This window comes from Streptococcus sp. 10F2 (genome assembly GCF_054331515.2).
In genome coordinates this window covers 19,254-44,563 of sequence record NZ_JBTGGE020000003.1, presented here as the reverse complement: position 1 = coordinate 44,563, position 25,310 = coordinate 19,254, and the positions used below count along the sequence as shown (strand labels likewise).

Sequence of the window (25,310 nt, the reverse complement as noted above, 5' to 3'; positions counted from 1 at the left end):
TAAGTATACCATAAGGCAAAAGCACTAGGAATGTAAAGAATCTAACCAATCTCTTTTACATAATTGTAAAACTATCTCATTTCCTGCTATCTTCCCGTAATATTACTGGGATAGAATAAGTACAGATAAGAAAGGAAACCTACATGAAACGAAAGAATTATTATCTATTAACAGGGTTAGCGACTCTTCTTGTCGCAGGTTCTGCAAGTGCTGCGTCAGCAGATACCTACACTGTAAAATCAGGAGATACTCTCTCAAAAATCGCTACAGAAAAACAAACAACTGTTGACACCATTGTAAAGCTAAATCATCTTAAAAATCCAAATTTGATTCACATTGGTCAAGTATTGGAGTTAACAACAGGAACTTCAAATGACTTTAGTGAACAAACAGTTTCGGAAGAAAATTCTGTCAATCAGACGCAAGATTCTGTTGTTATAGAAGCAAGTTCGGGGCAAGAAAAGTCTTCTCAAACCGTTATTCAAAGTTCAGAAGTATTGGAAGAAAAACAAGTAGCTAGTGGTGAAACAGTGAATTTGCCAGAAGCTTCAGATAAGGCTATTTCAGAACAAACGTCTACTCAGGAGACTGAGATGACACCAGCAAGTTTAGAACAGGCCCCAGTCACTGCAGCTGAGCCAGAAGGGCGGACAGAAGAGTTAACAGCTAGTCAGGAATCATCCACTTTGACAACAACGTCAAGTTTGTCAAGTGATGAGCAAGCAGCAAAGGAATGGATTGCCCAAAAAGAATCAAGTGGTAGTTACACAGCCCAAAATGGTATTTACTATGGACGATACCAATTGACTCTTTCCTATCTCAATGGAGATCTATCTCCTGAGAATCAAGAGCGAGTAGCGGATGAATACGTAAAAAACCGTTATGGTTCATGGGTTCAAGCCCATCAATTCTGGCTAGCGAATGGCTGGTACTAAGGAGTTAAAAGGGTTCTTCACTGAACATGTAGTTTAGTGGAGGATTTTTTTGATTCATGTTATAATAAGCCTTGCTCAAAACGACCTTCAAATCGTTGAAAGCGCGCACGGAAACGTGACAAACGAAAGATGGGAGAAAACTATGAGTGTTCCTTCAAAAACACGAGTTGTCGTGGGCATGAGTGGAGGAGTTGACTCCTCTGTGACAGCTCTTTTACTAAAAGAACAAGGTTATGATGTCGTTGGTATCTTTATGAAAAACTGGGATGATACCGATGAAAATGGCTTTTGTACGGCAACTGAAGATTATAAAGATGTTGCTGCAGTAGCAGATCAAATTGGAATCCCTTACTACTCTGTCAATTTTGAAAAAGAGTATTGGGATAGGGTTTTTGAATATTTCTTGGCAGAATATAGAGCTGGGCGGACTCCTAATCCAGATGTAATGTGTAATAAGGAAATCAAATTTAAAGCTTTCCTTGACTACGCTATGGAACTAGGAGCTGATTATGTAGCAACAGGTCATTACGCACAAATTGAACGTGATGAAAATGGTCAAGTTCGGATGCTTAGAGGTAAAGATCAGAATAAAGATCAAACTTATTTCCTCAGTCAACTATCACAGGAACAGCTTCAGAAGACAATGTTTCCATTAGGTCACTTGGAGAAGGCAGAAGTTCGTAGAATTGCAGAGGAAGCTGGCTTAGCAACAGCCAAGAAAAAAGATTCAACTGGAATTTGCTTTATTGGCGAGAAAAATTTCAAAGAATTCCTAAGCAATTATTTACCAGCCACACCAGGTCGAATGATGACAATGGAAGGCCGTGATATGGGATCTCATGCTGGACTCATGTATTATACGATTGGACAACGTGGGGGTCTGGGTATCGGAGGACAGGAAGGTGGAGATAATAAGCCTTGGTTTGTAGTTGGAAAGGATCTTGAACAGAATATCCTGTATGTAGGCCAAGGATTTTATCATGAACATTTATTGTCAACCAAATTAACAGCTAGTCAAGTTCACTTTACAAAAGATATGCCAGAATCATTTGAAATGGAATGTACAGCTAAGTTTCGTTATCGTCAACCTGACGCAAAGGTGACAGTTTCCGTCAACGGAGACAAGGCGACTGTCAAGTTTGCGGAAGAGCAACGAGCAATTACTCCAGGACAAGCTGTTGTATTCTATGATGGGGATGAGTGCCTGGGAGGTGGCTTGATTGATCAAGCCTATAGTGGAGATCAAATCCGCCAGTACATATAAATTGACAAGTTGTAAAGATATGCTACAATACTAACAAGCAAATACATTGATGGTCAAAGCTCATGGATTTGCAGGCTTTTTTGGCCTGCAATAGATGAAGCCTTGGCCTTTTTTGTGAAAGGAAGAAAGAATGACAAGACAGTTTGCAGAAACCTATGATGTAATTGTTATCGGTGCTGGCCATGCTGGAGTGGAAGCCTCTCTAGCTGCGGCTCGGATGGGGTGTAAGACTCTCTTAGCGACTATTAATATTGAAATGTTGGCTTTTATGCCTTGTAATCCTTCTATTGGAGGATCTGCTAAGGGGATTGTTGTCCGTGAGGTGGATGCTTTAGGTGGTGAGATGGCAAAGAACATTGATAAAACCTATATCCAAATGAAGATGTTGAATACAGGTAAGGGACCTGCTGTAAGGGCCTTACGTGCACAGGCTGATAAAGAATTATACGCTAAGGAAATGCGTAAAACAGTTGAAAATCAGAGTAATTTAACGCTTCGACAAACAATGGTTGATGAGATTTTAGTTGAGGATCATAAAGTCATTGGGGTTCGGACTGCAACCAATCAAGAGTTTGGTGCAAAAACAGTAATCGTAACCACCGGTACAGCTTTGCGTGGAGAAATTATCATTGGTGATCTAAAGTATTCGTCTGGTCCCAACCACAGCATTGCTTCCGTCAAATTAGCGGATAATTTAAAGGCCTTAGGTTTTGAAATTGCTCGCTTTAAAACAGGGACTCCTCCTCGTGTGAAAGCTTCTTCCATTGACTATAGTGAGACGGAAATTCAACCTGGTGATGAAGCACCGAACCATTTCTCTTATCGATCAAAAGATGAAGACTACTTAAAAGATCAAGTTCCTTGTTGGTTAACGTATACGAATAATGAGAGTCATCAAATTATTCAAAACAATCTTCATCGTGCTCCTATGTTTACAGGGGTCGTTGAAGGAGTTGGTCCTCGTTATTGTCCGTCTATCGAAGATAAAATTGTTCGGTTTGCGGATAAAGAGCGTCACCAACTTTTCCTAGAACCAGAAGGTAGAGATACGGAAGAAGTCTATATCCAAGGATTATCAACCAGTTTACCAGAGGATGTGCAGCGAGAGTTAGTGCATTCTATTAAAGGATTAGAGAAGGCTGAAATGATGCGGACAGGTTATGCGATTGAGTATGATATGATTCTTCCGCATCAATTGAGAGCCACTTTGGAAACGAAGAAAATCTCAGGTCTCTTTACAGCAGGTCAAACGAATGGTACTTCTGGGTATGAGGAAGCTGCTGGACAAGGAATCATGGCAGGAATCAATGCCGCTCTAAAAGTTCTTGGGAAACCCGAACTAATTTTGAAACGGAGTGATGGTTATATTGGTGTTATGATTGATGACCTGGTGACCAAAGGAACGTTAGAACCGTATCGTTTATTGACGAGTCGTGCAGAATATCGCTTGATTTTACGCCATGACAATGCCGATATGCGTTTAACAGAAATTGGCCGCTCTATTGGTTTAGTAGATGATGAGCGCTGGGAAGATTTCAAAAATAAAAAAGCAAGTTTCCAATCAGAAATGGAGCGCTTGGAAGCTCATAAATTGAAACCTACTGCAGAAACCAATAAGCAAGTGATGAATTTTGGTTTCAAACCGTTATCAGATGCCTTAACTGCCAAAGAGTTTCTAAGAAGACCAGAGGTTAGCTATGATGATTTGGCTCACTTTATCGGAGCAGCTCCTTTTGAGGTAGACGATAAGGTCAAGGAATTATTGGAAACGGAGATTAAGTACGAAGGCTATATTCAAAAAGCTCTTGATCAAGTTGACAAGATGAAACGGATGGAAGAAAAGCGGATTCCAGCCGATATTGATTGGGATGACATTGATTCAATTGCAACCGAAGCTCGGCAAAAATTTAAGCAAATTAATCCAGAAACAATTGGTCAAGCGAGCCGAATTTCAGGGGTTAACCCAGCCGATATTTCGATTCTGATGGTTTATTTAGAAGGTAAATCCCGTAGTATTTCTAAGCGTCAAGAACAAGTCAAGATACAGACAAATAAATAGTAAGGTAGAGGTTGGGCTATTTGGCCCGACCTCTATTTTTTACGAATGGTCCTTGTATTGAGTAGCCGGGTTTAAGAAGCCATAAGCGATGATGAATGCTTCATGCCTAGCAGTAAAATTCTGTAAAGATAACTTGTCAATCTAAACTAGCTAAGCAATGGTGGGATCTGGGTTTTGTTGCATAAAAGCAATTGATTTCAATCAAGTTTGTTTACAAATTATTGACTACAGATTGACAAAGGTAGTCATTGATTTCATTGAAAAGTCGTCTTTTTTTCTGTAGTCTATCCCAATTTTACGGTGAACAGTTGGTGTCAAACTCCCTTTATGGTAAAATATCAAGAAGAGGTTTATGATGAAAAAATTTCCATTATCCCCTTTCCATTACTTTATGATTGGGATCATTTTTTTAGGGATACTCTCTGTCGTCTGGCAGCATTCCATGAACGGCATTCCTATAGCGATTACCATCATTTTAATGGGGGCTTTGATTCTATTACTTTTACTGGACCAAGAAGTGACGGTTGCTAAAGAAGATGAAGAGCATCAACGACAGCTTGAAGATCAAGTTGAAACAAGCTTGACGAACCTACTCAGTAAAATTCCGATTGGTATTCTTAAATTGGGTGAGGATTCTGGGAAGATTGATTGGTACAATCCGTATGCAGAACTTATTTTTGCCGGTGAAGATGGCGTATTGGAAATGCAAACGGTTGAGTCTGTTCTAGAAGCAGCACAATCAGATCAAGGGCATTATCTGACAATTGGTGAGCGAACCTATGCTGTCCACCTAGACCAATCAGGTCATATGGTCTATTTCTTTGATGCTAGTAATGAATATAGTGCAGCTGAAGAATTAGCGACAACCCGCCCTGTTATTGGTGCGATCTCTCTAGATAATTATGATGACTTTAGAGATGGCCTATCAGATTCTGAAATTAGTAGTACTAATAGTTTTATAGCTGATTTTGTATCCCGATTTGCGGAGGAGCATCAGATATTTTACCGGCGTGTGGATGCCGATCGTTATTACCTTTTTACAGACTATACCGTTTTGGATCGACTAATGGCGGATAAATTTGCTATTATCGATGTTTTCCGTCATGAAGCAAAAGAACGGAATCTTCCCCTAACCCTTAGTATGGGTTTTGCCTTTGGAGATGGGGATCATGCTTCGATTGGAAAAACAGCCCTCGAGAATTTAAATCTAGCCCTCGTGCGAGGTGGAGACCAGGCGGTTGTTCGTGAAAATCGAGAAAATAAAAATCCGATTTACTTCGGAGGCGGAAGTGTTTCAGCTGTAAAAAGGACTCGTACCCGTACCCGGGCTATGATGACCGCCATTTCAGATAAGATTCGATCAGCAGATCAGGTCTTTATCGTTGGACATCGGAATTTGGATTTAGATGCTCTTGGAGCTTCAATTGGGATGCAAAAATTTGCTGAAAGTTTGACGGATCAGTCCTATGCAGTTTATGATCCAGAGCAGATGTCTGCGGATATCCAGAGAGCTATCTCGAGTCTACAGGAAGAAGGGAAGACCCAGCTTTTATCATTGACAGAGGCTATGCCGCGCGTAACGCGACAGTCTTTGTTAATCATGGTAGACCATTCCAAAATTAGCTTGACCTTATCGGAGGAATTCTATCAAGAATTTAGTCAGACAATCGTTATTGACCACCATCGACGGGATGAAAATTTTCCTGAAAATGCGGTGATTACTTACATTGAAAGCGGAGCTAGCAGTGCCTGTGAATTGGTGACGGAATTGATTCAGTTCCAAAACGCTAAGTCAAACCGTCTCAGCAAAATTCAAGCCAGCATTTTGATGGCTGGTATTATGCTGGATACCAAGAATTTTTCTGTTCAGGTAACTAATAGAACCTTTGATGTAGCTAGTTATTTACGAAGTCGAGGCAGTGATAGTACCTTGATTAAGGAAATTATGGCCAATGATTTTGATGAATACAGACGGGTCAATGAGTTGATTTTACAAGGTCAACGTCTAAGTCCAACGATTGTTCTTGCGGTTGCCCCAGAAGACCATTTCTATTCGACTGTGGAACTGAGTAAGGCAGCTGATACAATTCTTAATATGTCAGGCATTGAGGCGACCTTTGTTGTGAGTTACTTAGATGCCGAAAGGATTGGTATTTCAGCGCGTAGTCGTAGTCGAATCAATGTTCAGAGAATGATGGAGGAGATGGGCGGAGGTGGTCACTTTAACTTGGCTGCAGCCCAACTGCGGGGTGTAGATCTTTCCTTGGTGACGACTCGATTAAAAGATGTTATTATAAATGAAACGCAAGAAAAGGAGACTGAAGTATGAAAGTTATTTTCTTAGAAGATGTAAAGGGAAAAGGTAAAAAAGGAGAAATCAAAGAGGTACCAACTGGTTACGCACAGAATTTCCTTATTAAGAAAAACCTAGCTAAAGAGGCAACTGCCCAAGCGATTGGTGAACTCCGTGGAAAACAAAAATCTCAGGAGAAAGCCCATGCTGAGTTGATTGCAGAGGCGGAAGCTGTCAAAGCACAATTAGCAAAAGAAGAAACAGTTGTTCGTTTTACAGAAAAAGTTGGTCCAGATGGCCGGACCTTCGGTTCTATCACTAGCAAGAAAATTGCAGAAGAATTGCAGAAACAGTATGGAATTAAAGTTGACAAGCGGAATATCCATTTAGACCACCAACTTCGTTCGATCGGTTCTGTTGAAGTTCCTGTCAAACTCTACCAAGATGTAGCAGGGGAAATTAAAATTTATATCCAAGAAGCTTAGTGCGAGGATTTAAGGAGGAGAAATGGCCAATCTGGAAGAATTGCGGACACAACCGCAAGACATTTTAGCAGAACAATCTGTTCTAGGGGCTATTTTTTTGGATGAGAGTAAGCTGGTTTTTGTACGTGAGTACATTGAACCAGCTGACTTTTTTAAATATGCGAACCGCCTTATTTTTCAGGCTATGATTGACTTGAATGATCGGGGAGATGTCATTGATGCGACTACCATGAGAGCCATTCTGGAAGCCCAAGGAGATCTGGAAAATATTGGTGGTTTTTCTTATTTAGTTGAAGTTGTCAATGCGGTTCCAACTAGCTCGAATGCCGAGTATTATGCTCAAATTGTGGCCGATATGGCCATGCGTCGCCGTTTTATATCACGCTTAACCGAAACAATCAATCAGGCTTACGAAGGAGCCATGGGGACTGATGAACTGATTGCAGGTGCAGAAAAGACCCTGATTGATTTAAACGAAAATCATAAAAGAAATGGCTTTAGAGCTATCAAGGATATCTTGAACATTAATTTCGAGAATCTGGAAATTCGGTCCCAGCAAACATCTGATGTTACGGGGGTTCCAACAGGATTTATCGAGTTAGATAAGATGACCACAGGACTCCATGAAGATCAATTGATTATTCTTGGTGCTCGACCTGGGGTCGGAAAAACTGCTTTTGCACTGAATATTGCTCAAAATATTAGCACTAAAACGGGATTGACGGTTGCCATCTTTTCTCTAGAGATGGGGGCTGAGAGTATGGTTGATCGAATGCTTTCAGCAGAAGGTCTAATCCATAACCATTCTATTAAGACAGGGAATTTGACGGATGAGGAATGGCGTAAAGTCACCATTGCCCAGGCAAATTTAGCTTCCGCTCCCATCTATATTGATGATACTGCAGGTATCAGAATTACTGAAATCCGATCAAGGGCTCGAAAACTGGCTAAGGAAACAAATAACTTAGGACTTATCTTAATCGACTACTTGCAGTTGATTACAGGAACCGGTCGAGAAAATAGACAACAAGAAGTATCGGAAATTTCACGTCAATTAAAAATTCTGGCCAAAGAGTTAAAAGTACCTGTTTTGGCTCTCAGTCAGCTCTCACGGGGACTTGAACAACGTCAAGACAAGCGCCCAGTACTTTCAGATATTCGGGAATCTGGTTCTATTGAGCAGGATGCGGATATCGTAGCCTTCCTCTATCGTGATGACTATTACCGCAGTGAAGGTGAGGAAGAGGTAGAACCTAATAACAAGATTGAAGTTATTATCGAGAAAAACCGGAGTGGGGCGCGTGGAACCGTTGAACTCCTATTTCAAAAAGAATATTTCAAGTTTTCAAGCATATCCAAAAGGGAGGAATAACTATGAGTGATGCATTTACAGATGTTGCTAAAATGAAAAAAATTAAAGAAGACATTAAAAACCACGAAGGGAAGATGGTTGAAATGACCCTTGAACACGGCCGTAAACGCCAAAAAACCAAAATCGGTCGTCTTATCGAAGTCTACCCATCTCTTTTTATTGTTGAATACAATAACGTCGGAAGCCTACCTGGTGAAATTACCAACACCTATGTCGAATCCTACACCTACTCTGATATCCTTACTGAAAAAACACTTATTAAATATCTGGATGAGTAAGCGAGGCTGTCCAGTGGACATTTTCAGTTCGAGCCCAGAAATGAGTAAGCGCGCTTGTCCAGAACTGAACCCGATGATGCGGGTTCTTTAGTGGTATTTCTTGCAGTAGATGAAATCTGGAAAATTGGACGGATCGGTCTAGAATTATCAAATAGAATTGTTTATAGAAAAGTTAAACCATCGTCTTGTGTATGTAATTCGATGGTTTTTGCGAATCAGGAAATGACTGAGGCCTTTTCTTTTAAAAAATGATAAAATCCTTTACAGAGCTACTTGGGTATGTTACAATAGAGAACGTGCGAAATAGCAGCAGAAAAATATGGAGCTCGTCAACAGGAAGTCCCAGTAAGTAACCCTTGCTGTTGGGGCGAAGGTTTCCTGCACGAATCAGGATTTTTCAAGTGACTATTTCCTCAAGCAATATTTTAGAGGAGGACATTTATATGTCACGTTATACAGGACCATCATGGAAAAAATCTCGTCGTCTTGGTTTGTCTCTATCAGGAACTGGTAAAGAACTAGCACGTCGTAACTACGTACCAGGACAACACGGACCAAACAACCGTAGCAAGCTTTCAGAATACGGTTTGCAATTGGCTGAAAAACAAAAACTTCGTTTCATGTACGGAGTTGGTGAAAAACAATTCCGTAACTTGTTCGTACAAGCTACAAAAATCAAAGGTGGAATTCTTGGTTTCAATTTCATGCTTCTTCTTGAGCGTCGTTTGGACAACGTTGTTTACCGCCTAGGTTTGGCTTCAACTCGTCGTCAAGCTCGCCAATTTGTTAACCACGGTCACATCCTTGTTGATGGTAAACGTGTTGACATCCCAAGCTACCGCGTTGAAGTTGGTCAAGTAATCTCAGTTCGTGAAAAATCAGCTAAAGTTCCAGCAATCTTGGAAGCTGTTGAATCAACTCTTGGACGTCCAGCATTCGTATCTTTTGATGCAGAAAAATTGGAAGGTTCATTGACTCGTCTACCAGAACGCGATGAGATCAACCCAGAAATCAATGAAGCACTTGTCGTTGAATTCTACAACAAAATGCTTTAATTTTAAATTTTATTTTGAAAAAGCCCGAATTTATGGGCTTTTTCTTTTTAAATTGTTTCAAGTGACTTTGTCTATAAAGGGTTACCTGTCTCAAATCGGGTATCAACTCCTTTAGAGGTATCAGTTGTCCCTGATTCTCTTCTTCTGTGGAGATGAGAGGGCCTTAAACGAAAGAGGGTATATATGGAAGCATCAAAGCTTAAAAAGCTTCAGGAGATGGAGGAAGCCTATGCAGCCTTTCTGCCACATTTAGAAGCATTTAGTAGAGAGTTAGAACAGTTTCAAGAGGCTTATCAAGAATATGCACAGCTACGGGAATATTATGGAAGTGAGGATTGGTGGAGCTTATCTGAGAAACTTTCCGAGGACTATAAGTGTGGAGTTTTGAGTCAAGATCGTCTCTACAATTTGATTCAAGATCATGATGAACTGATTGCTGATCTTCTTGAACTCAGTCATCGCATGTATCGAAATCGTTAATTTTTTTCTTTGCTTTCGAATTAAAAGATGAGGGCCCCAAAAAGAAAGAAAGTGAGGATAGAGAATGGAAAGAATTCAACAGGTAGAAACAGCGAATATAGAGGGAGGTAGCCACACCTGGTGTCCTGGTAAGGTGCTAGTACCAGGTTTTCCTTATCCGTATCCAAGTGGTCCACTGGGACCAGTTCCGACCTGTCCTGAAGGCCAAGTTCTTGATAGCGTAGATTTGCAAGTCATTACTGGAGGAGCAGGTTATATCAGTGAAGCAGGGAGTGCGATTGGTAAAACGTGGGCTATGATTTACAAAACCGGTCGCGACTTTGGTCGTAGCCTTGTTAATGCCTTGATTCCTTAGGAGGTTAGTATGCAGAAAGAACTGAGACAGACGGAACTGCAGTCTTTGACAGGAGGAGTCGTTAATCCGCTAGTGGTAGGAGCAGCCTTGATTTCGATTCCCTTTGTATTTGGGGCTATTGCGGGAGCAGCAGATGAATATTCCCGTAAGCACGGGCATTCCTAAGTAGAATAATCGCTTGATAAAAGGACTAGTAGGGATTGCTACTAGTCCTTTTATAGAGCTTGTATAATCAAATTCGTAGTCATGTTGAAGTATTAGTCTTCAATCCCACTGAACTTCAACATTTTCATTAAAAAACGGGCCATGCTGTGGGGAGTTTCTTTCTTTCCTTGGGCAATCCAAAGTTGGTAAACACCTAGGAAGGCGTTGGAGAGATAGATGGCCGCATACTTCTTTTCCTTATCCTGAAAAAGCTTGTGGCTATATCGGCCTTGCCACTCATTTTCCAACAGTACTTGGAGGCGTTTCCGAATGAATTGCTGGATTTCTTGTGTGCCATTTTCTGACAGAAGGGCAGCAAGGAGAGGTTCTCTTTTGAGAAATTCAAATATTTCTGTAATGGTGGCTTCCAGATGTCCTTCATGTTTATCAAAAATATAATCTAGGGTATGGAAAAGGCGGTCTTGATAATGGTCAATCATATCGAATTTGTCTTTATAGTGGGTATAAAAACTGGACCGACTGATATCAGCTTCCTGCGTTAATTTAACGGTTGTGATTTGGTCAAAGGTATGGTCCGATAGAAGCTTAACCATAGCATTTTCGAGGCATTTTTTAGTCTTTTGTCTCTTATTGCTTTCCATCAGTTTATCTCCTTGCATTTAAAATTTGAAATGGTATAATCTAGTATATCAAAAATAGACACTGTGTGCAAAAAATGGAGGGTAAGTTATGTTTAAAGAATGGAAAGCCATTTTTAAACGACCTAAATTTATTATTGTGATGCTAGGAGTTTCTCTGATTCCTTTCTTATATAATGTTATTTTTCTCAGTTCCATGTGGGATCCTTATGGAAAATTGTCTGATTTGCCGGTGGCTGTTGTCAATAAGGATCGATCAACAGTTCTAAATGGCAAAACTTTAGCTATTGGGGACCAAATGGTTGAGAATATGGAGAAGGGGAAAGCTCTAGATTTTCATGTAGTTGCTCAAAACGTAGCTGATAAGGGTTTAGAAAATGGGGATTATTACATGGTTGTGGAGTTACCAGAAGATCTTTCTGAAAAAGCTGCTTCCATCATGACAACAGATCCTCAACAAATGAAGATTCACTATAAAACCTCTAGTGGACATGGTTTTGTTGCAGGAAAAATGAGTGATTCTGCTATGAACGTGTTGAAGCAATCCGTTCAAAAGAATATCATTAACAACTACACCTCTACCCTCTTTAGTAGTATGAAAAAACTCCAGACAGGTATGGGAACTGCTAGTGCTGGAAGTAGTCAGTTGGTAGATGGAGGAAAAAAACTCCAGTCTGGAACAGATCAACTCAATGCTGGCTTACAACGCTTGGCGAGTTCAACTCTTGTTTTCTCAAATGGAGCTAACCAACTAGCAACGGGTCTTGGACAATATACAGCTGGAGTTCATCAGCTAGCTGGCGGGGTCGGTCTGTTAGCAACTGGTGTGAATCAGTATACAGGAGGTGTTGCTCAGGTTTCAGCTGGAGCGGATCAATTGGATGCAGCTTCTGCGGAATTACAAGCGGGTGTTCAAGCACTTCAAGATGCGGCGCGTGGTGGTGACTTGAATGCTCTGGTGGATGGTTCAAATCAGGTAGCCATTGGAATGGGACAATTGGCAAATCAGTTAGCAGGAATGACCGTTTCTTCAGAACAAACTGAAACAATCAACCAAGCTGTTTCACTTTTAACCAATCTTCAAAGTAAATTGGGGCAAGGACAGGATCCAACGGCCGGTATTAAAGCAGGGTTGAGTCAGCTAGAAACGGATTTATCGGCCTTGATTGCTGCAGGGGGTACTGGTACGTCGACTGGTGTGGATGCTGCAAGTGCAGTAGCGGCAACAGCAGCTTTTCAAAAATTGGATGCGGCAGAGCAGGCTGAAATTTTAGCAGCGTTGCCAGCTGCTCCATCAACTACCGCTACTGATACGAGCCATTTACAGGCCTTATTGGGAGGTGTGCAAGCCCTCTCTCTTGCACTTGATCAAAATAGTGTAGGTTTGGGGCAGGAATTAGCGCCATTGGTAGATCAGGCCTTGGCAGATTTACAAACCCTTCAGGTTGGAATTGGTCAATTTAGTCAGTTACAAGCTGCAACGCAGACTTTGGCACAGGGATCTTCTGATGTAGCAGCTGGTTTAGGTCAATTACAAGGTCAGCTTCAAACGGGTGCTGACGGCCTGGTTAGTGGTGTCTCTGCTTATACATCGGGTGTTGCAGAATTGGCACAAGGTGCTCGGACTTTGAATGAGAATTCTGGTCAATTGCAAGCAGGTGTTGCCCAATTACAAGACGGTGCTAGTCAATTAGATGCTAATTCAGGTGCTCTCTTAGATGGAGCTGGGCAGTTGGCTTCAGGAGCCAGTCAATTACAAGAGGGTTCGCAGACACTGGCTCAAGGGGGAGATCAGCTTGGTACAGGGATGACATCGTTAGTGGATGGATTGGCGAGTCTTCAAACTGGTTTGGATAAGGCTAATCAACAATTGCAACAAGCCAATGTAGAAGAAAGTAATGCCAATACCTTGTCTGAACCGATTGCTTTGGAGAAAACGGAGCAGGATCAAGTTAAGGTCAATGGAGTTGGAATGGCTCCGTATATGATTTCTGTGGCACTTTTCGTTGCCGCGATTGCAACCAATACCATTTTCCAAACTCTTCCCTCAGGTAGACAACCATCCACTCGTTGGTCTTGGTTAAAGGCTCGTTTAGAGGTGAATGGAGTGATTGCTTTGGTAGCAGGTTTTCTGGTTTATGGTGGTATTCACTTAATTGGTCTTACTGCTAATCATGAGATGGCAACACTTGGCGTTATCTTACTGACTAGCGCAGCATTTATGGCTTTGGTAACGACCTTGGTGACCTTAGACAATAAGGTGGGAGCTTTCTTGGCTCTGATTCTCCTATTGCTTCAATTAGGAGCTAGTGCAGGAACTTATCCAATTCAATTGTCTAATTCCTTTTTTGAAGCCCTTCACCCTTGGTTACCTATGTCCTACTCAGTATCTGCTTTACGAGAGACTATCTCAATGACAGGCCAAATTGGTAGTCAGGTGGCCTTCCTCAGCATGACTTTGGTTCTCTCCATTCTTGCTGGATATTTTAGTTATAGACCTAAAAAATAGAAATCTGAGAAAGTAACATCATAAAAAGACTGGGAATTCAACTCCAGTCTTTTTATGATTTTTCCAATAAGTTATGGTCGACAATTTTTTGATAGGCAGTTTGCTGCTCTTTTTTGTGGTCTTGGATAATTTGAAGAAGAGTTTCAACACATTCTTGTCCTAATTCCAAGGCCTGAATATCGATATAGGCTGTAACATCGTAGGTAGGGGGGAGTGATGTGAAGCTCAGGCAAGGTAGATGAAGGTGGTGATCTTGGAGGTAACTAGCCACACCTTCGGCCAATAGACTATCGGTGACAATAATGGCATCCAGTGGAATTTGTTTTTCGAGCATATTTTCCATCACCTGATAGCCTTCATGGAAGAGCAAATCCTTGGCAAAGTAGAGGAGACGTTTGTCCATTTTGACTCCTTTTTCTTCAAGAGCTTCTTGATAGCCTTGGAAGCGGTCTTGATTGACAAAGTAATCCATACTTCCAGCTAAAAAAGCGATGCGCTTGTAGCCTTTGGCGAGCAGGAAATGGGTAGCATCCGCTCCTGCCTGTCGGTTATCATTATCGACTAGCGATGTGAAGGGATCTGTTGACTTCCCTAAAATTAGGAAGGGGAAGTGCTGTTCGCGAACGAATTGTACCAGAGGATCTTGGGGTTTGGCATAGAGAAAGATTAAACCATCAACCCGTCGTCCCCGAACCATCTGGGAAATTGATTCAAGACGCTCAGCCTCCGTTCGACCAGTTGATAATAAAATAGCATAGTGGTATTCGGAACTGATTTGGCTGATTCCCCGCAATACAGTCGGGAAAAAGGAGTTTTGGTAAAAGGCATCCGAATCGTCCGGTAGGACTAATCCTAATACCTTCGTTTCACTACTAACCAAACTCCGAGCATTGAGGTTGGGATGGTAGTCCAATTCCTTCATAATGCGGCGCACTCGTTCCTTGGTCGCTTGACTGATGGTCGGTTTATCTTGAATGACGCGCGTGACGGTAGAGGGAGAAACCCCTGCCCGTTCCGCAACATCCTTAATAGTGACACGCATGATGAACCTCCTTAGTGATCACGGAATTGTGTTTGGTAAAAAACCAAAGCGAGGGTGAGTAAGAAAAGACTATTTTGAACCAAAACGGAGGTGGCCAGATCTAGACCCAGTAAGCCTAGTAAACAGGTTACCAATGTTGGGATTCCCAGGGAATAAAGAATGATATGAAGAGACTCTTTGAAGCCTTTCAGAGAGTTAAAGCGCGATTTGCTGACCAAGTATAGGAGTGCTGCACTCCCTAGGGTTAGTAAGAAGAAGTTCAAACTAAGCAATCCCCAGGAAAGTAGCAATATAAAAAGACTGATGACCAAGCGATTATGATCAAACCAAGCTTTATTTAGGGACTGGATCCAAGTATCTGAACTGCTTAAAGCCTTGGTCTCTAGTCCTCCATAAGAAAAACGTGCAACTTCCTGATTTGACTGCATTAACCGTGCCATATCTTCCTGAAATTCCCAGACAAAGCCCGAACTTTGTGGCACCTTTTCCCCAATAATAATCCAATCTTCTCCTACCTTCCAGGAGGTTTTCTGACTAATTTGAGCCTGTCCCTGGTCAAAGGTAATTCCTGTAGCAGCGATTCTATCCACTTGTTCTTGATCAAAGGCTCGATAGGCTTGAGGAACCAGTTGCTCCAAAGGATAGGAAGTTCGTTGTAAGTTTATCCAACTGACGGGGATACATGTAAGAGCTAAGAGGAAAATCCAGGTAAAGAGGAGCTGCGGCCAGGTTAGGCATTGACGCTTCTCAAAGGCTCGGCGAAAGGGGAAAAGATTTTGGAAATAACTAAAGGGGTAGGGCAAGGTTGTGTCCTTTCTAATGGGTGAAAAAGGTGGGACAAGCTTATCCCTTGTCACCACCACTCGTTAAACCAGAAACAAAGTTCTTTTGTAGGAAGAAGAATAAAATACAGATTGGCAAGGCTGTTAACACGGCTCCGGCAGCGAAGAAAGAAATCTTTAGATTTTTAGGATCGCTGACAAAGGTACGGAGCCCAACTGCCACGGTATAGTATTCTTTTTCCCGTAAAAGGAAGCTAGAGAGGATGTAGTCTCCAAAAGGTCCCATAAAGGCCCAAAGAGCTTGAACTGCAACCATAGGACGAACGAGGGGAAGAACAATCTGCCAAAAGCGGCGGAAGTGTCCAGCTCCATCAATCTTGGCGGACTCATCCAAAGAAATTGGTACCGTATCAAAGTAGCCTTTCATCAACCAAGCATTCATTGGAATACCACCTCCGACATAGAGGAAAATGAGGAACCAGCTTTGGTTTAGTGCATTGAGCATCAAGGCCATAACGAAGAAGGCAGTGAGAGCTGCAATAGTAGGTACCATTTGAATAATGAGGAAGAATACCAAACTTTGTTTACGAGCAATAAAATTGTAGCGGCTATAGGCATAACCAGCTAATACTACAATAGAGGTTTGAATCAACATTGTCAATACAGCAATTAGTAAAGTATTGGTGTACCACGTTCCAAAGAGAGTATCGGTGAAGAGACCGCTAAAGTTGTTTAAGGAAAGTTGGATATTGCTGTCTAATTTAAAGGCAACCACGTTCCCAGATTTGAAAGCTGAGGAAATGGTGATGGCCAAAGGATACAAAATAATGACTGATAGGAGGCCCAAGTAAAGATAAGTTAATCCTTGATTGAGGCGTCTTTTAAAGGTAATGGAACGTTGCATTATACATCCTCCATGTCAAAAGCGTGCAATTTCTTGAAGGCAATCATAGAGATACCGATTACGATAATGGAGATAATAAGGGTAACGGCAGCCGCCATCGAGTATTGCGGAGCAGTACCAGTAGTAAGTCGATAAATCCAAGAAATCAAGATGTCTGTAGAACCAGCACCTCCACCCACACTTCCAGGTCCCCCTTCATTGAAGAGGTAGATAATCGAGAAGTTGTTGAAGTTGAAGGTATATTGACTAATCAAAGTTGGAGCAGCAACGGCCAAAATCATTGGAAAGGTAATCTTGGTAAATTTTTGCCAGCTATTAGCTCCATCAATATAGGCTGCCTCATATAAGTCATGTGGAATAGATTGTAGGATACCTAGAGTGAGGACATAAATATATGGGAAGCCTAACCAGCCCTGCATCAGAATCAGAGCTACCTTGCTCCAGAAAGGATCGGTTTTCCAAGGAATGAGAACGCCATCTAAGAAAGGCACTACCTTGGAAATAGCTGGGATAACTTGGGTATTGATAGCTCCGATGGAATCATTAAACATGTTGGAGAAGGTCATGATCGTAATGAAGGCAGGAACCGCCCAAGGGAGAAGGAAAATAACCCCAAAAATTCGTTTTCCTTTGATAAATGGTTGATTGGAAATAATAGCGGTAAAAATGCCAAGGGTAATTTGTAACGTAGATGCCGCCAAGGCCCAAATAATGGTCCAGCTCAAGACAGAACCAAAGGCCGATCTGAATGTAGATAGTTGCCAAATATTCATGAAGTTGGTCAAACCTACCCATTCCAAGAGTTTTGCTGGGGGCAAATGCTTGAAATCATAGTTGGTAAAGGCGATTAAAATTGTCACCAGGACCGGAAAAACAATGGCGAAAATCATAGCCACATAGGAAGGGACAATCAATAAATAAGGGAATCCATTTTCATAAATAGAACGACTCATTTCATGCCAAGTTGTAGCAACAGGTAGCCCTTGGTTCCAACGATTGGCAGTCTTGTGAGCATCCCATAGATTAAAGCCATAAAAAACAAAATAGGCAAGAACAAAAATGAGGTGGAAGGTCCCTTGAATTAGTAAGAAGAGGGAATTGTCTCTTCCTCGCATAGATCCCAGTGTGACCAAGCCTTGTAATTGAAAGAGAGCTGTTGTAAAGAAATAAATTAAGAATACAAGTGTAATCCCTAAGAAAATTCCTCCTTTAACCTTTTGGCGATTATACATCTGCCCCAGTCCGGGAATAAGGGATAAGAGAAGTGCTTTTTTTGCGTTTTGTTGTTCCATAAATCAGTCCTCGTTGAGATAGGATTGCATTGGGATAAAGAGCGACCGTTTTCAAAAATCAAAATCCTTGTTGTCAGTTTCACCGTGCCCGATCAAGCGATCTTCTCCGGTATATTTCGACTGCTAGTGAGCCTTCATCATGATGACGAAACCTTGTCAAAGCAAGTTCTAAAATAACAGAGAGGCTAAGACTTAGAGTCCCAGCCTGCTCTCGCTAACAGATAAGGGCTTTGAGAAAAGATCTCTTTTCACCCGGTATAGAGAGATGGGTTACTCTCCGAATTTTTGATCAATGCTATCTTTGATGAGTTTCACAGCATCATTGGCAGCTGCTTTTGGTTCTTTTTTACCACTTACGGCTTCAAAAAGCATAGTTGCTGCTGGATCCCAAACAGTAGACATTTCAGAGATGCTTGGCATTGGCTGAGCAGAATCGAATTGTTTTACAACGGCATTTGCCAGCTCATCCTTGCTATCAATCGCATATTTACGAGCTTCAGTGTTGGCAGGAACTTCATGGTTCTTGTCATAGAAAGCTTTTTGCTGATCGGTTGAAGTCAAGAAGTTTAGGAATTCTTGAGCTCCATCGATGTTCTTAGAAGCTACAGGAATAACCCAAGCTTTACCACCAGCAAAGGCTTCGTAATTCATTCCACCAGGAAGAGTTGGGATTGTTGCAACACCATAGTTGATACCTGCATCTTTATAAGCTGCAGCTTTCCAAGGTCCGTCGATAACAGCTGCTGTTTTCTTTTCTTGGAATTGAGACTCAATTAAGTTGGCTGCACCTTTTTGGTCCTGCATTCCTTTAGGCCATTTTGCATACCATGTTTTAGCGTATTCCAATCCTTTGATGGAGCCGTCATTGGCAAGACCGATATCTTTAGCATCGGTACCGTCTTTACCAAAGACATAACCTCCATTACCGCCTAGGAGTCCATAAGCATAGTAGAAGTTGACCCAGTCAGCAAGGAAGGCCGTATTTTTACCTTCTTCCCCCTCAAAGTTGTAGGCTGGATCTTCCGCTAATTTTTCAACTTCTTCAAAGGTCTTAGGCGCTTCTGAAATCAGATCTTTGTTATAGTAGAGCACCAAGGTTTCAATAACAGCAGGTGCACCGTAAACATGACCATCAGCAGCCGTTACCAATTTTTTAGTAGTATCGTCGGTTTTGCTCTCTTCAGATAAGGTTACTTCTGCCAATTGCCCATCATTTCCAAGACTTCCTACACGGTCGTATGGCGCCATCATGACATCCACAACCTCACCAGATTGGTTATCTAGAGAAAGGTTATCCAAGCCAGTCAATTGGTCTCCAGTTTTAATGCTGACTTTTGTTCCACTTTCTTTTTCAAAAGCTTGAGCAGCCTCTTCAATATATGGTTTATATTGTTCTTCTACATAAACTGTTAGTTCTTTACTACCGGAATCAGAATTTTGTGAACCATTGCTGCAGGCTACCAAAACACCAGCAAAAGCAATCGTTGAAAGAAGTGCGGTTGTTTTAAGAATTCTCTTCTTCATGATGGGTGTCTCCTTTATCTAGCTCATTAGAGCAAACGTTTTCTTTTAACAAAGAAATTATATCAAAAAATGCAAGCGGTTGCAAGCGGTGAGGAAAAATTTTTTATGATAAAATAAAACAAGGGAAAACTTCTTTATATAAAGGGATTTCCAAGTCAATCCCCGGTGATTTTTTCAAGAAATTTTCAATCAAAAATGAAAGTGAAAAAATTGCCTAAATTTATCTTGCTTTTGGCAGGTAAAAGGGATATAATAGCTGTGCAAACGTTTTCGCAAATTGTGCGTAAACGAAATGGAAAAAACAGGTGAGGTATACTTATGAAGCAACGTCAAAGTGGTGTATTGATGCACATCTCTTCCCTACCTGGGAAATACGGGATTGGATCTTTTGGTCAATCAGCCTATGACTTTGTGGACTTCTTGGTCCGTACAAAACAACGCTATTGGCAGATCCTTCCATTGGGAACAACGAGCTATGGAGATTCTCCCTACCAATCTTTCTCTGCTTTTGCAGGAAATACCCATTTCATTGATTTGGATTTGTTGATTCAAGATGGTTTGCTAACAGAAAGTGATCTTGAAGGTGTTGATTTTGGTCAAGATCCAGAAAAAGTAGATTACGAAAAGATTTTTTATAACCGTCGTCCTATTTTGGAGAAGGCTGTAGCTAATTTTATGGCTAAAGGTTACAACTCTGACTATCAACATTTCTTGGTAGATGCTGCTGGTTGGTTGGATACTTTTGCCGAATATATGGCCATCAAAGAACATTTTGATCAAAAATCATGGTTAGATTGGCCGGATGAAGCCGCTAAGAGCCGTGAGCCACGAGCAATTGCAGAGTATCGTGAAAAATTGGCTCCTGCCCTCAATTATCATCGTGTAACCCAATATTTCTTCTTTAAACAGTGGTTGGCTCTTAAAGCATATGCTAATGAGAATTACATTGAGATTGTTGGGGATATGCCAATTTATGTGGCAGCTGACTCCTCTGAAATGTGGTCACAACCGCATTACTTCAAAACGGATGAAGAAGGTCGTCCGTCTTGGATTGCCGGAGTACCACCAGATGCCTTTACAGCGGAAGGTCAACTTTGGGGAAATCCAATCTATGATTGGGATGCCATGAAAGCAGACAACTATGCTTGGTGGATTAAGCGTTTAGAAGAAAGTTTCAAAGTTTATGATGTGGTTCGGATTGACCACTTCCGTGGATTTGAATCTTACTGGGAAGTTCCAGCTGGAGCGGAGAATGCCATCGGTGGTCGTTGGGTTAAAGGTCCTGACTATGATCTCTTCAAGACCGTTAAAGAAAAATTGGGTGATTTGAATATTATCGCGGAAGATCTTGGTTACATGACTCAAGAAGTATATGATTTTCGTGAGAAGACAGGTTTCCCAGGCATGAAGATTTTGGAATTTGCTTTTGATCCAGAAGGTGATAGCCAAGACATGCCGCATCATGCTAAGAACAACTCTGTTATGTATACAGGAACCCATGATAACGATACGGTTATGGGATGGTATGAGAATGAAGCGGATGAAGCTACACGTCACTTTATGGAATTATATACCAACAAGCGAGCGGACGAATCAGTTCCAGCTGCAATGTTGCGGACAGTATACTCTTCAGTCAGCTTTATGGCTATCGCAACCATGCAAGACCTTTTAGGTTTGGGAAGCGAAGCACGGATGAATACCCCTTCTACACTTGGTCAAAACTGGGTATGGCGCATGACAGAAGAGCAATTGAGCCAAGAGGTTGAGGCTCTTCTCACGTATCTCACAATGACCTATCGTCGTTCTAACGAGAACCTGTCGAACTAAGAAAGGTAAGGACATTTCCTATGGCAACTTTATCCCTTAAAAACATTTTTAAACGTTATGACAATGGGTATGAAGCCGTTAAGGACTTTAATTTGGAAGTGGCTGACAAGGAGTTTATTGCTCTTGTTGGCCCATCCGGATGTGGAAAATCTACAACCCTCCGTATGATTGCTGGTTTGGAAGATATCACCCAAGGTGAGTTTTACATTGATCAAGACTTGGTGAATGATGTAGAACCTAAAGATCGTGATATTGCCATGGTTTTCCAATCTTATGCTCTTTATCCCCACATGACGGTCTTTGAAAACATGGCTTTTGCTTTGAATTTACGCAAAGAACCTAAAGAAGAAATCAAGAAAAAAGTGGAGGAAGCGGCTGAAATCTTAGGCCTCAGCCATCTTTTAGATCGACTACCGAAAGCCTTGTCTGGTGGACAACGGCAACGGGTTGCTTTGGGACGGGCCATTGTCCGAGCTCCAAAAGTTTTCTTGATGGATGAGCCACTTTCAAACTTGGATGCTAAGTTACGGGGTGATATGCGGGCTGAAATCATCCGTATCACGCAACGCCTTGGAGCAACGACCATTTATGTAACCCATGACCAGACGGAAGCCATGACAATGGCAGATCGCATTGTGGTTATGAATATTGGTGAAGTGCAACAAATTGGAACTCCAAAAGAAATTTATGAAAATCCACGCAACTTGTTTGTGGCTGGTTTCGTAGGAGCTCCAACGATGAACTTTATCAGTGGCCGTATTCAAGGAGATCATTTCATTGCCGAAGATGGAACAGATTTCAAATTGGCTCAAGGGCAATATGCTCAACTCAAAGCCAAAGGCTATGATGGTAAGGAAGTCATCTTGGGAATTCGTCCAGAAAACATTTCCAATGATCCGCTTGTCTTGGAAACCTATCCGCAATCGCAATTTGAAGCTGATGTGGATTTTGCGGAATTGTTAGGTGCTGAGTACATTGTACATACGCACTTAGGGAATACCAATCTGAAAGCGATTGTTCACAGCCGACAAGATGTCCATATGGGCCAAAAAATGGCTCTAGCTCTTGATATGAACCGTGCACACTTTTTTGACAAAGAAAACGAAGAAAATATTTTACATTAACGTATAGAAAATCAACATTTAGGAGAATAGAAAATTATCATGCTAGATTTTAAAGACTATGTAAGTCAAGTCCAAAATAAAAATTTGGCTGACTGTTCAAATGAAGAGATTTATGTGGCTCTTTTGAACTATACCAAAGAGTTCTCTGCAGAACTACCTTACAATGATGCTAAGAAAAAACTCTACTACATCTCAGCTGAGTTTTTGATTGGTAAACTATTGTCTAACAACTTGATTAACCTTGGTTTGTATGAAACGGTTAAGGATGAGTTGGCTGCTGCAGGTAAGAGCTTGGCAGAAGTGGAAGATGTTGAATTGGAACCATCCTTGGGTAACGGAGGATTGGGACGTTTGGCAGCCTGCTTCCTAGATTCCATCGCAACTCTGAATTTGAATGGTGACGGTGTTGGTCTAAACTACCACTACGGTCTTTTCCAACAAGTCTTGAAAAATAATGAGCAAACAACGATCCCAAATCACTGGATTGAAGATCAAAACTGGTTGATTCGTTCAGAACGTACTTATAATGTGCCATTTGCTCACTTTAGCCTTCGTTCAACCCTTTATGATATCGATGTGCCAGGTTATAAAACGGGCAAGAGAAATCGTCTACGTCTCTTTGATTTAGATACAGTTGACGGTGCTATTATTCATGACGGTATTCAGTTTGATAAGACGGATATCTTGAAAAACTTGACCCTCTTCTTGTATCCAGATGACTCTAACCGTCAAGGTGAATTGCTTCGTATTTTCCAACAATACTTCATGGTCAGCAATGCAGCTCAGTTGATTTTGGATGAAGCAGTTGAAAAAGGAAGTAACTTGTATGACCTTCCAGACTATGCTGTAATCCAAATTAATGATACTCACCCATCTTTGGTTATTCCAGAAATGATTCGTTTATTGCAAGAACGTGGGTTGAGCTTTACAGATGCTGTAGCGATTGTGAAACGCATGACTGCTTATACAAACCACACTATTCTTGCAGAAGCTTTGGAAAAATGGCCATTAGAATTCCTTGAAGAAGTAGTTCCACATCTTGTTCCAATCATCAAACAATTAGATGCGGATGTGAAAGCCAATTATAAAGATGAATCCGTTGCTATTATCGACAAGGATGATCGTGTGCATATGGCTCATATGGATATCCACTACGGATACTCTGTTAACGGGGTAGCAGCTCTTCACACAGATATCTTGAAAGATACTGAGTTGAACAACTTCTACAAGTTGTACCCAGAGAAATTCAACAACAAGACAAACGGAATCACTTTCCGTCGTTGGTTGATGCATGTGAACCCAGAGTTGACCAAATTGATTGATCAAGAAATTGGCCGTGACTGGCATCATGATGCAGAGCTCTTGCAAGGTCTTCTAGATGTTGAAAATCGTGCTGCTGTAAAAGAACGTTTAGAAACGATTAAACGTGAAAATAAAGAGAAATTGGCAAAACACTTGAAGGAAAAACAAGGAATTGAATTGAATACCAATGCCATTTTTGATACTCAAATCAAACGCCTTCATGAGTACAAACGCCAACAAATGAACGCTCTTTATGTGGTTTACAAGTATTTAGACATCAAAGCTGGGAATATTCCGGCTCGTCCTGTAACCATGCTCTTCGGTGGTAAAGCGGCGCCTGCCTATACCATTGCTCAAGATATCATCCACATGATTATGACACTTTCTGAAATTATCAAAAATGATCCAGAAGTGGCACCACACTTGCAAGTAGTTATGGTGGAAAACTACAACGTTACAGAAGCAAGCTACCTCATTCCTGCAACTGATATTTCTGAACAAATTTCCCTTGCTTCTAAAGAAGCATCTGGTACTGGTAATATGAAATTCATGTTGAACGGTGCTCTTACCTTGGGAACATCAGATGGAGCGAATGTGGAAATTCATGAATTGGTTGGCGATGATAATATCTTTATCTTCGGTCAAGATAGCCAAACTGTTATCGACCTTTACGAAACACATGGCTACGATTCTTATCACTATTATGAAAAAGAAGCAATCCGTCCATTAGTAGACTTCATTGTTAGCGATCAAATGCGAGAAACTGGACATCCAGAACGCTTGGAGCGTCTCCACAATGAGTTGATGAATAAAGACTGGTTTATGACCCTTCTTGACTTGGAAGATTATATCCAAGTTAAAGAGGCAACCTTGGCTGCTTACGAAGACCGTGATAGCTGGTTGGATAAAGTCTTGGTAAACATCGCCATGGCAGGATTCTTCTCATCTGACCGTACTATCGCTCAATACAATGAGCAAGTTTGGCATTTGGAACCAACGAAATAATATGAGAAAAAAAGAAAAAGGTTTGAAAACGTTGTTTTCAAACCTTTTTCAAAATAGGACTCTGCCTTTACAAATAACTAGGCAAGGGTTAAAATAGTAATAGAAAGTCTACCAGGAGATTTCACATGCGAACACGATTCTTTTTGTTCTTAGCTAGCTTATTATTCATTCTCACTGCTTGCGGGACCAAGCCTGCATCTGAGTCAAAAGAGAGCTCGTCTACCAGTTCAAGACAAGAAGCTTCAAGTAGTTCGAAGACCTCTTCAAGTGCAACACCGAGCTCCAATGAAATCCAGGAATCCACTATCAATCTCCAAGGAATTTTAGAAGGTGATTATTCCAGTTTGGTAGGGACTTGGGTGAATGATAAAGGGGAGGCTCTCCGTATTGAGGCAGACGGCAGTAGTGATCGTTTTGATGCTTCAATTTTTAACGGACTAGAGGAGAAGGAGGGAACCCTGGTATCTGATCATTATAAGATTGGCGGGGCTTCATCTGCTCTTACCATTGTTCCAGCAGGGCAAAAACTGCCCTTTCATGACCAAGTCGCTACGGCAGATAGCTTGGTTATCGGGACGAGCTCAGAGGCAGCCCAGCATGCTTTTAAGCGAGCACAGTAA

Annotated in this window: 22 protein-coding genes; 16 read left to right on the top strand and 6 right to left on the bottom strand. The window is 41.4% G+C overall.

Going from position 1 to position 25,310, the window contains the following annotated elements; genetic code table 11:
• Positions 1-143: 143 nt before the first annotated feature.
• From apf to ACXM1Q_RS01365, 11 genes are all read left to right on the top strand, one after another.
• Positions 144-935: an aggregation-promoting factor gene (apf, locus tag ACXM1Q_RS01415; RefSeq protein ID WP_458515516.1), complete on the top strand. Its 792-nt coding sequence runs from the start codon at positions 144-146 to the stop codon at positions 933-935.
• Positions 936-1,077: 142 nt separating this feature from the next.
• A complete protein-coding gene (gene mnmA / locus ACXM1Q_RS01410; RefSeq protein ID WP_458515515.1) occupies positions 1,078-2,199 on the top strand; it encodes a tRNA 2-thiouridine(34) synthase MnmA in 1,122 nt (373 codons plus the stop codon).
• 130 nt (positions 2,200-2,329) lie between these two features.
• Entirely contained in the window at positions 2,330-4,258 is a 1,929-nt protein-coding gene (gene mnmG, locus ACXM1Q_RS01405) for a tRNA uridine-5-carboxymethylaminomethyl(34) synthesis enzyme MnmG (protein WP_458515514.1), read from the top strand.
• Between the two features lie 355 nt (positions 4,259-4,613).
• Positions 4,614-6,587 carry a GGDEF domain-containing protein gene (locus tag ACXM1Q_RS01400; RefSeq protein WP_458515560.1) on the top strand — a complete coding sequence of 658 codons (1,974 nt, stop codon included), beginning with the start codon at positions 4,614-4,616 and terminating at the stop codon, positions 6,585-6,587.
• Entirely contained in the window at positions 6,584-7,036 is a 453-nt protein-coding gene (rplI, locus tag ACXM1Q_RS01395; protein WP_135035857.1) for a 50S ribosomal protein L9, read from the top strand. Before ACXM1Q_RS01400 ends, rplI begins: the two co-directional genes overlap by 4 nt.
• A gap of 22 nt (positions 7,037-7,058) precedes the next feature.
• On the top strand, positions 7,059-8,408 hold the full coding sequence (gene dnaB / locus ACXM1Q_RS01390; protein ID WP_458515513.1) for a replicative DNA helicase: 1,350 nt from the start codon (positions 7,059-7,061) through the stop codon (positions 8,406-8,408).
• A gap of 2 nt (positions 8,409-8,410) precedes the next feature.
• Complete coding sequence (locus ACXM1Q_RS01385; protein ID WP_458515512.1) at positions 8,411-8,686, top strand: Veg family protein; 276 nt, start codon at positions 8,411-8,413, stop codon at positions 8,684-8,686.
• Positions 8,687-9,129: 443 nt separating this feature from the next.
• Positions 9,130-9,741, top strand: coding sequence for a 30S ribosomal protein S4 (gene rpsD / locus ACXM1Q_RS01380; RefSeq protein ID WP_135035848.1), 612 nt, complete (start codon positions 9,130-9,132; stop codon positions 9,739-9,741).
• A gap of 183 nt (positions 9,742-9,924) precedes the next feature.
• Complete coding sequence (locus ACXM1Q_RS01375; protein WP_458515511.1) at positions 9,925-10,221, top strand: DUF4298 domain-containing protein; 297 nt, start codon at positions 9,925-9,927, stop codon at positions 10,219-10,221.
• A 64-nt stretch (positions 10,222-10,285) separates the two neighbouring features.
• A complete protein-coding gene (locus ACXM1Q_RS01370; protein ID WP_135035841.1) occupies positions 10,286-10,576 on the top strand; it encodes a hypothetical protein in 291 nt (96 codons plus the stop codon).
• A gap of 9 nt (positions 10,577-10,585) precedes the next feature.
• The gene (locus ACXM1Q_RS01365) at positions 10,586-10,741 is read left to right on the top strand and encodes a hypothetical protein (RefSeq protein ID WP_458515510.1); all 156 of its coding nucleotides are present in this window, start codon (positions 10,586-10,588) and stop codon (positions 10,739-10,741) included.
• A 92-nt stretch (positions 10,742-10,833) separates the two neighbouring features.
• On the opposite strand, the gene ACXM1Q_RS01360 is transcribed toward ACXM1Q_RS01365, so the two are convergent.
• Complete coding sequence (locus ACXM1Q_RS01360) at positions 10,834-11,385, bottom strand: TetR/AcrR family transcriptional regulator (protein ID WP_458515559.1); 552 nt, start codon at positions 11,383-11,385, stop codon at positions 10,834-10,836.
• Between the two features lie 85 nt (positions 11,386-11,470).
• On the opposite strand from ACXM1Q_RS01360, the gene ACXM1Q_RS01355 reads away from it, so the two are divergent.
• A complete protein-coding gene (locus tag ACXM1Q_RS01355; RefSeq protein ID WP_458515509.1) occupies positions 11,471-13,888 on the top strand; it encodes a YhgE/Pip family protein in 2,418 nt (805 codons plus the stop codon).
• Between the two features lie 52 nt (positions 13,889-13,940).
• On the opposite strand, the gene ACXM1Q_RS01350 is transcribed toward ACXM1Q_RS01355, so the two are convergent.
• The 5 genes from ACXM1Q_RS01350 to ACXM1Q_RS01330 all read right to left on the bottom strand — a co-directional run bounded on the left by ACXM1Q_RS01350 (position 13,941) and on the right by ACXM1Q_RS01330 (position 19,432).
• Positions 13,941-14,930: a LacI family DNA-binding transcriptional regulator gene (locus tag ACXM1Q_RS01350; protein WP_135035829.1), complete on the bottom strand. Its 990-nt coding sequence runs from the start codon at positions 14,928-14,930 to the stop codon at positions 13,941-13,943.
• 11 nt (positions 14,931-14,941) lie between these two features.
• Positions 14,942-15,733, bottom strand: coding sequence for a hypothetical protein (locus tag ACXM1Q_RS01345; RefSeq protein WP_458515508.1), 792 nt, complete (start codon positions 15,731-15,733; stop codon positions 14,942-14,944).
• Between the two features lie 40 nt (positions 15,734-15,773).
• Entirely contained in the window at positions 15,774-16,616 is an 843-nt protein-coding gene (locus tag ACXM1Q_RS01340; RefSeq protein ID WP_458515507.1) for a sugar ABC transporter permease, read from the bottom strand.
• The gene (locus ACXM1Q_RS01335) at positions 16,616-17,908 is read right to left on the bottom strand and encodes a sugar ABC transporter permease (protein ID WP_135035820.1); all 1,293 of its coding nucleotides are present in this window, start codon (positions 17,906-17,908) and stop codon (positions 16,616-16,618) included. Before ACXM1Q_RS01335 ends, ACXM1Q_RS01340 begins: the two co-directional genes overlap by 1 nt.
• Positions 17,909-18,178: 270 nt before the next feature.
• Positions 18,179-19,432 (bottom strand): extracellular solute-binding protein, encoded by a 1,254-nt coding sequence (locus ACXM1Q_RS01330; protein WP_458515506.1) that lies wholly within the window; start codon positions 19,430-19,432, stop codon positions 18,179-18,181.
• Between the two features lie 318 nt (positions 19,433-19,750).
• Between ACXM1Q_RS01330 and malQ the strand changes: the two genes are divergently transcribed.
• The 4 genes from malQ (at position 19,751) to ACXM1Q_RS01310 (ending at position 25,310) form a co-directional block, all read left to right on the top strand.
• Positions 19,751-21,259, top strand: a complete 1,509-nt coding sequence (gene malQ / locus ACXM1Q_RS01325; protein WP_458515505.1) for a 4-alpha-glucanotransferase — start codon at positions 19,751-19,753, stop codon at positions 21,257-21,259.
• Positions 21,260-21,279: 20 nt separating this feature from the next.
• On the top strand, positions 21,280-22,383 hold the full coding sequence (locus ACXM1Q_RS01320) for an ABC transporter ATP-binding protein (protein WP_458515504.1): 1,104 nt from the start codon (positions 21,280-21,282) through the stop codon (positions 22,381-22,383).
• A 39-nt stretch (positions 22,384-22,422) separates the two neighbouring features.
• Positions 22,423-24,690: a glycogen/starch/alpha-glucan phosphorylase gene (locus tag ACXM1Q_RS01315; protein ID WP_458515503.1), complete on the top strand. Its 2,268-nt coding sequence runs from the start codon at positions 22,423-22,425 to the stop codon at positions 24,688-24,690.
• A 125-nt stretch (positions 24,691-24,815) separates the two neighbouring features.
• A complete protein-coding gene (locus tag ACXM1Q_RS01310) occupies positions 24,816-25,310 on the top strand; it encodes a DUF6287 domain-containing protein (RefSeq protein ID WP_458515502.1) in 495 nt (164 codons plus the stop codon).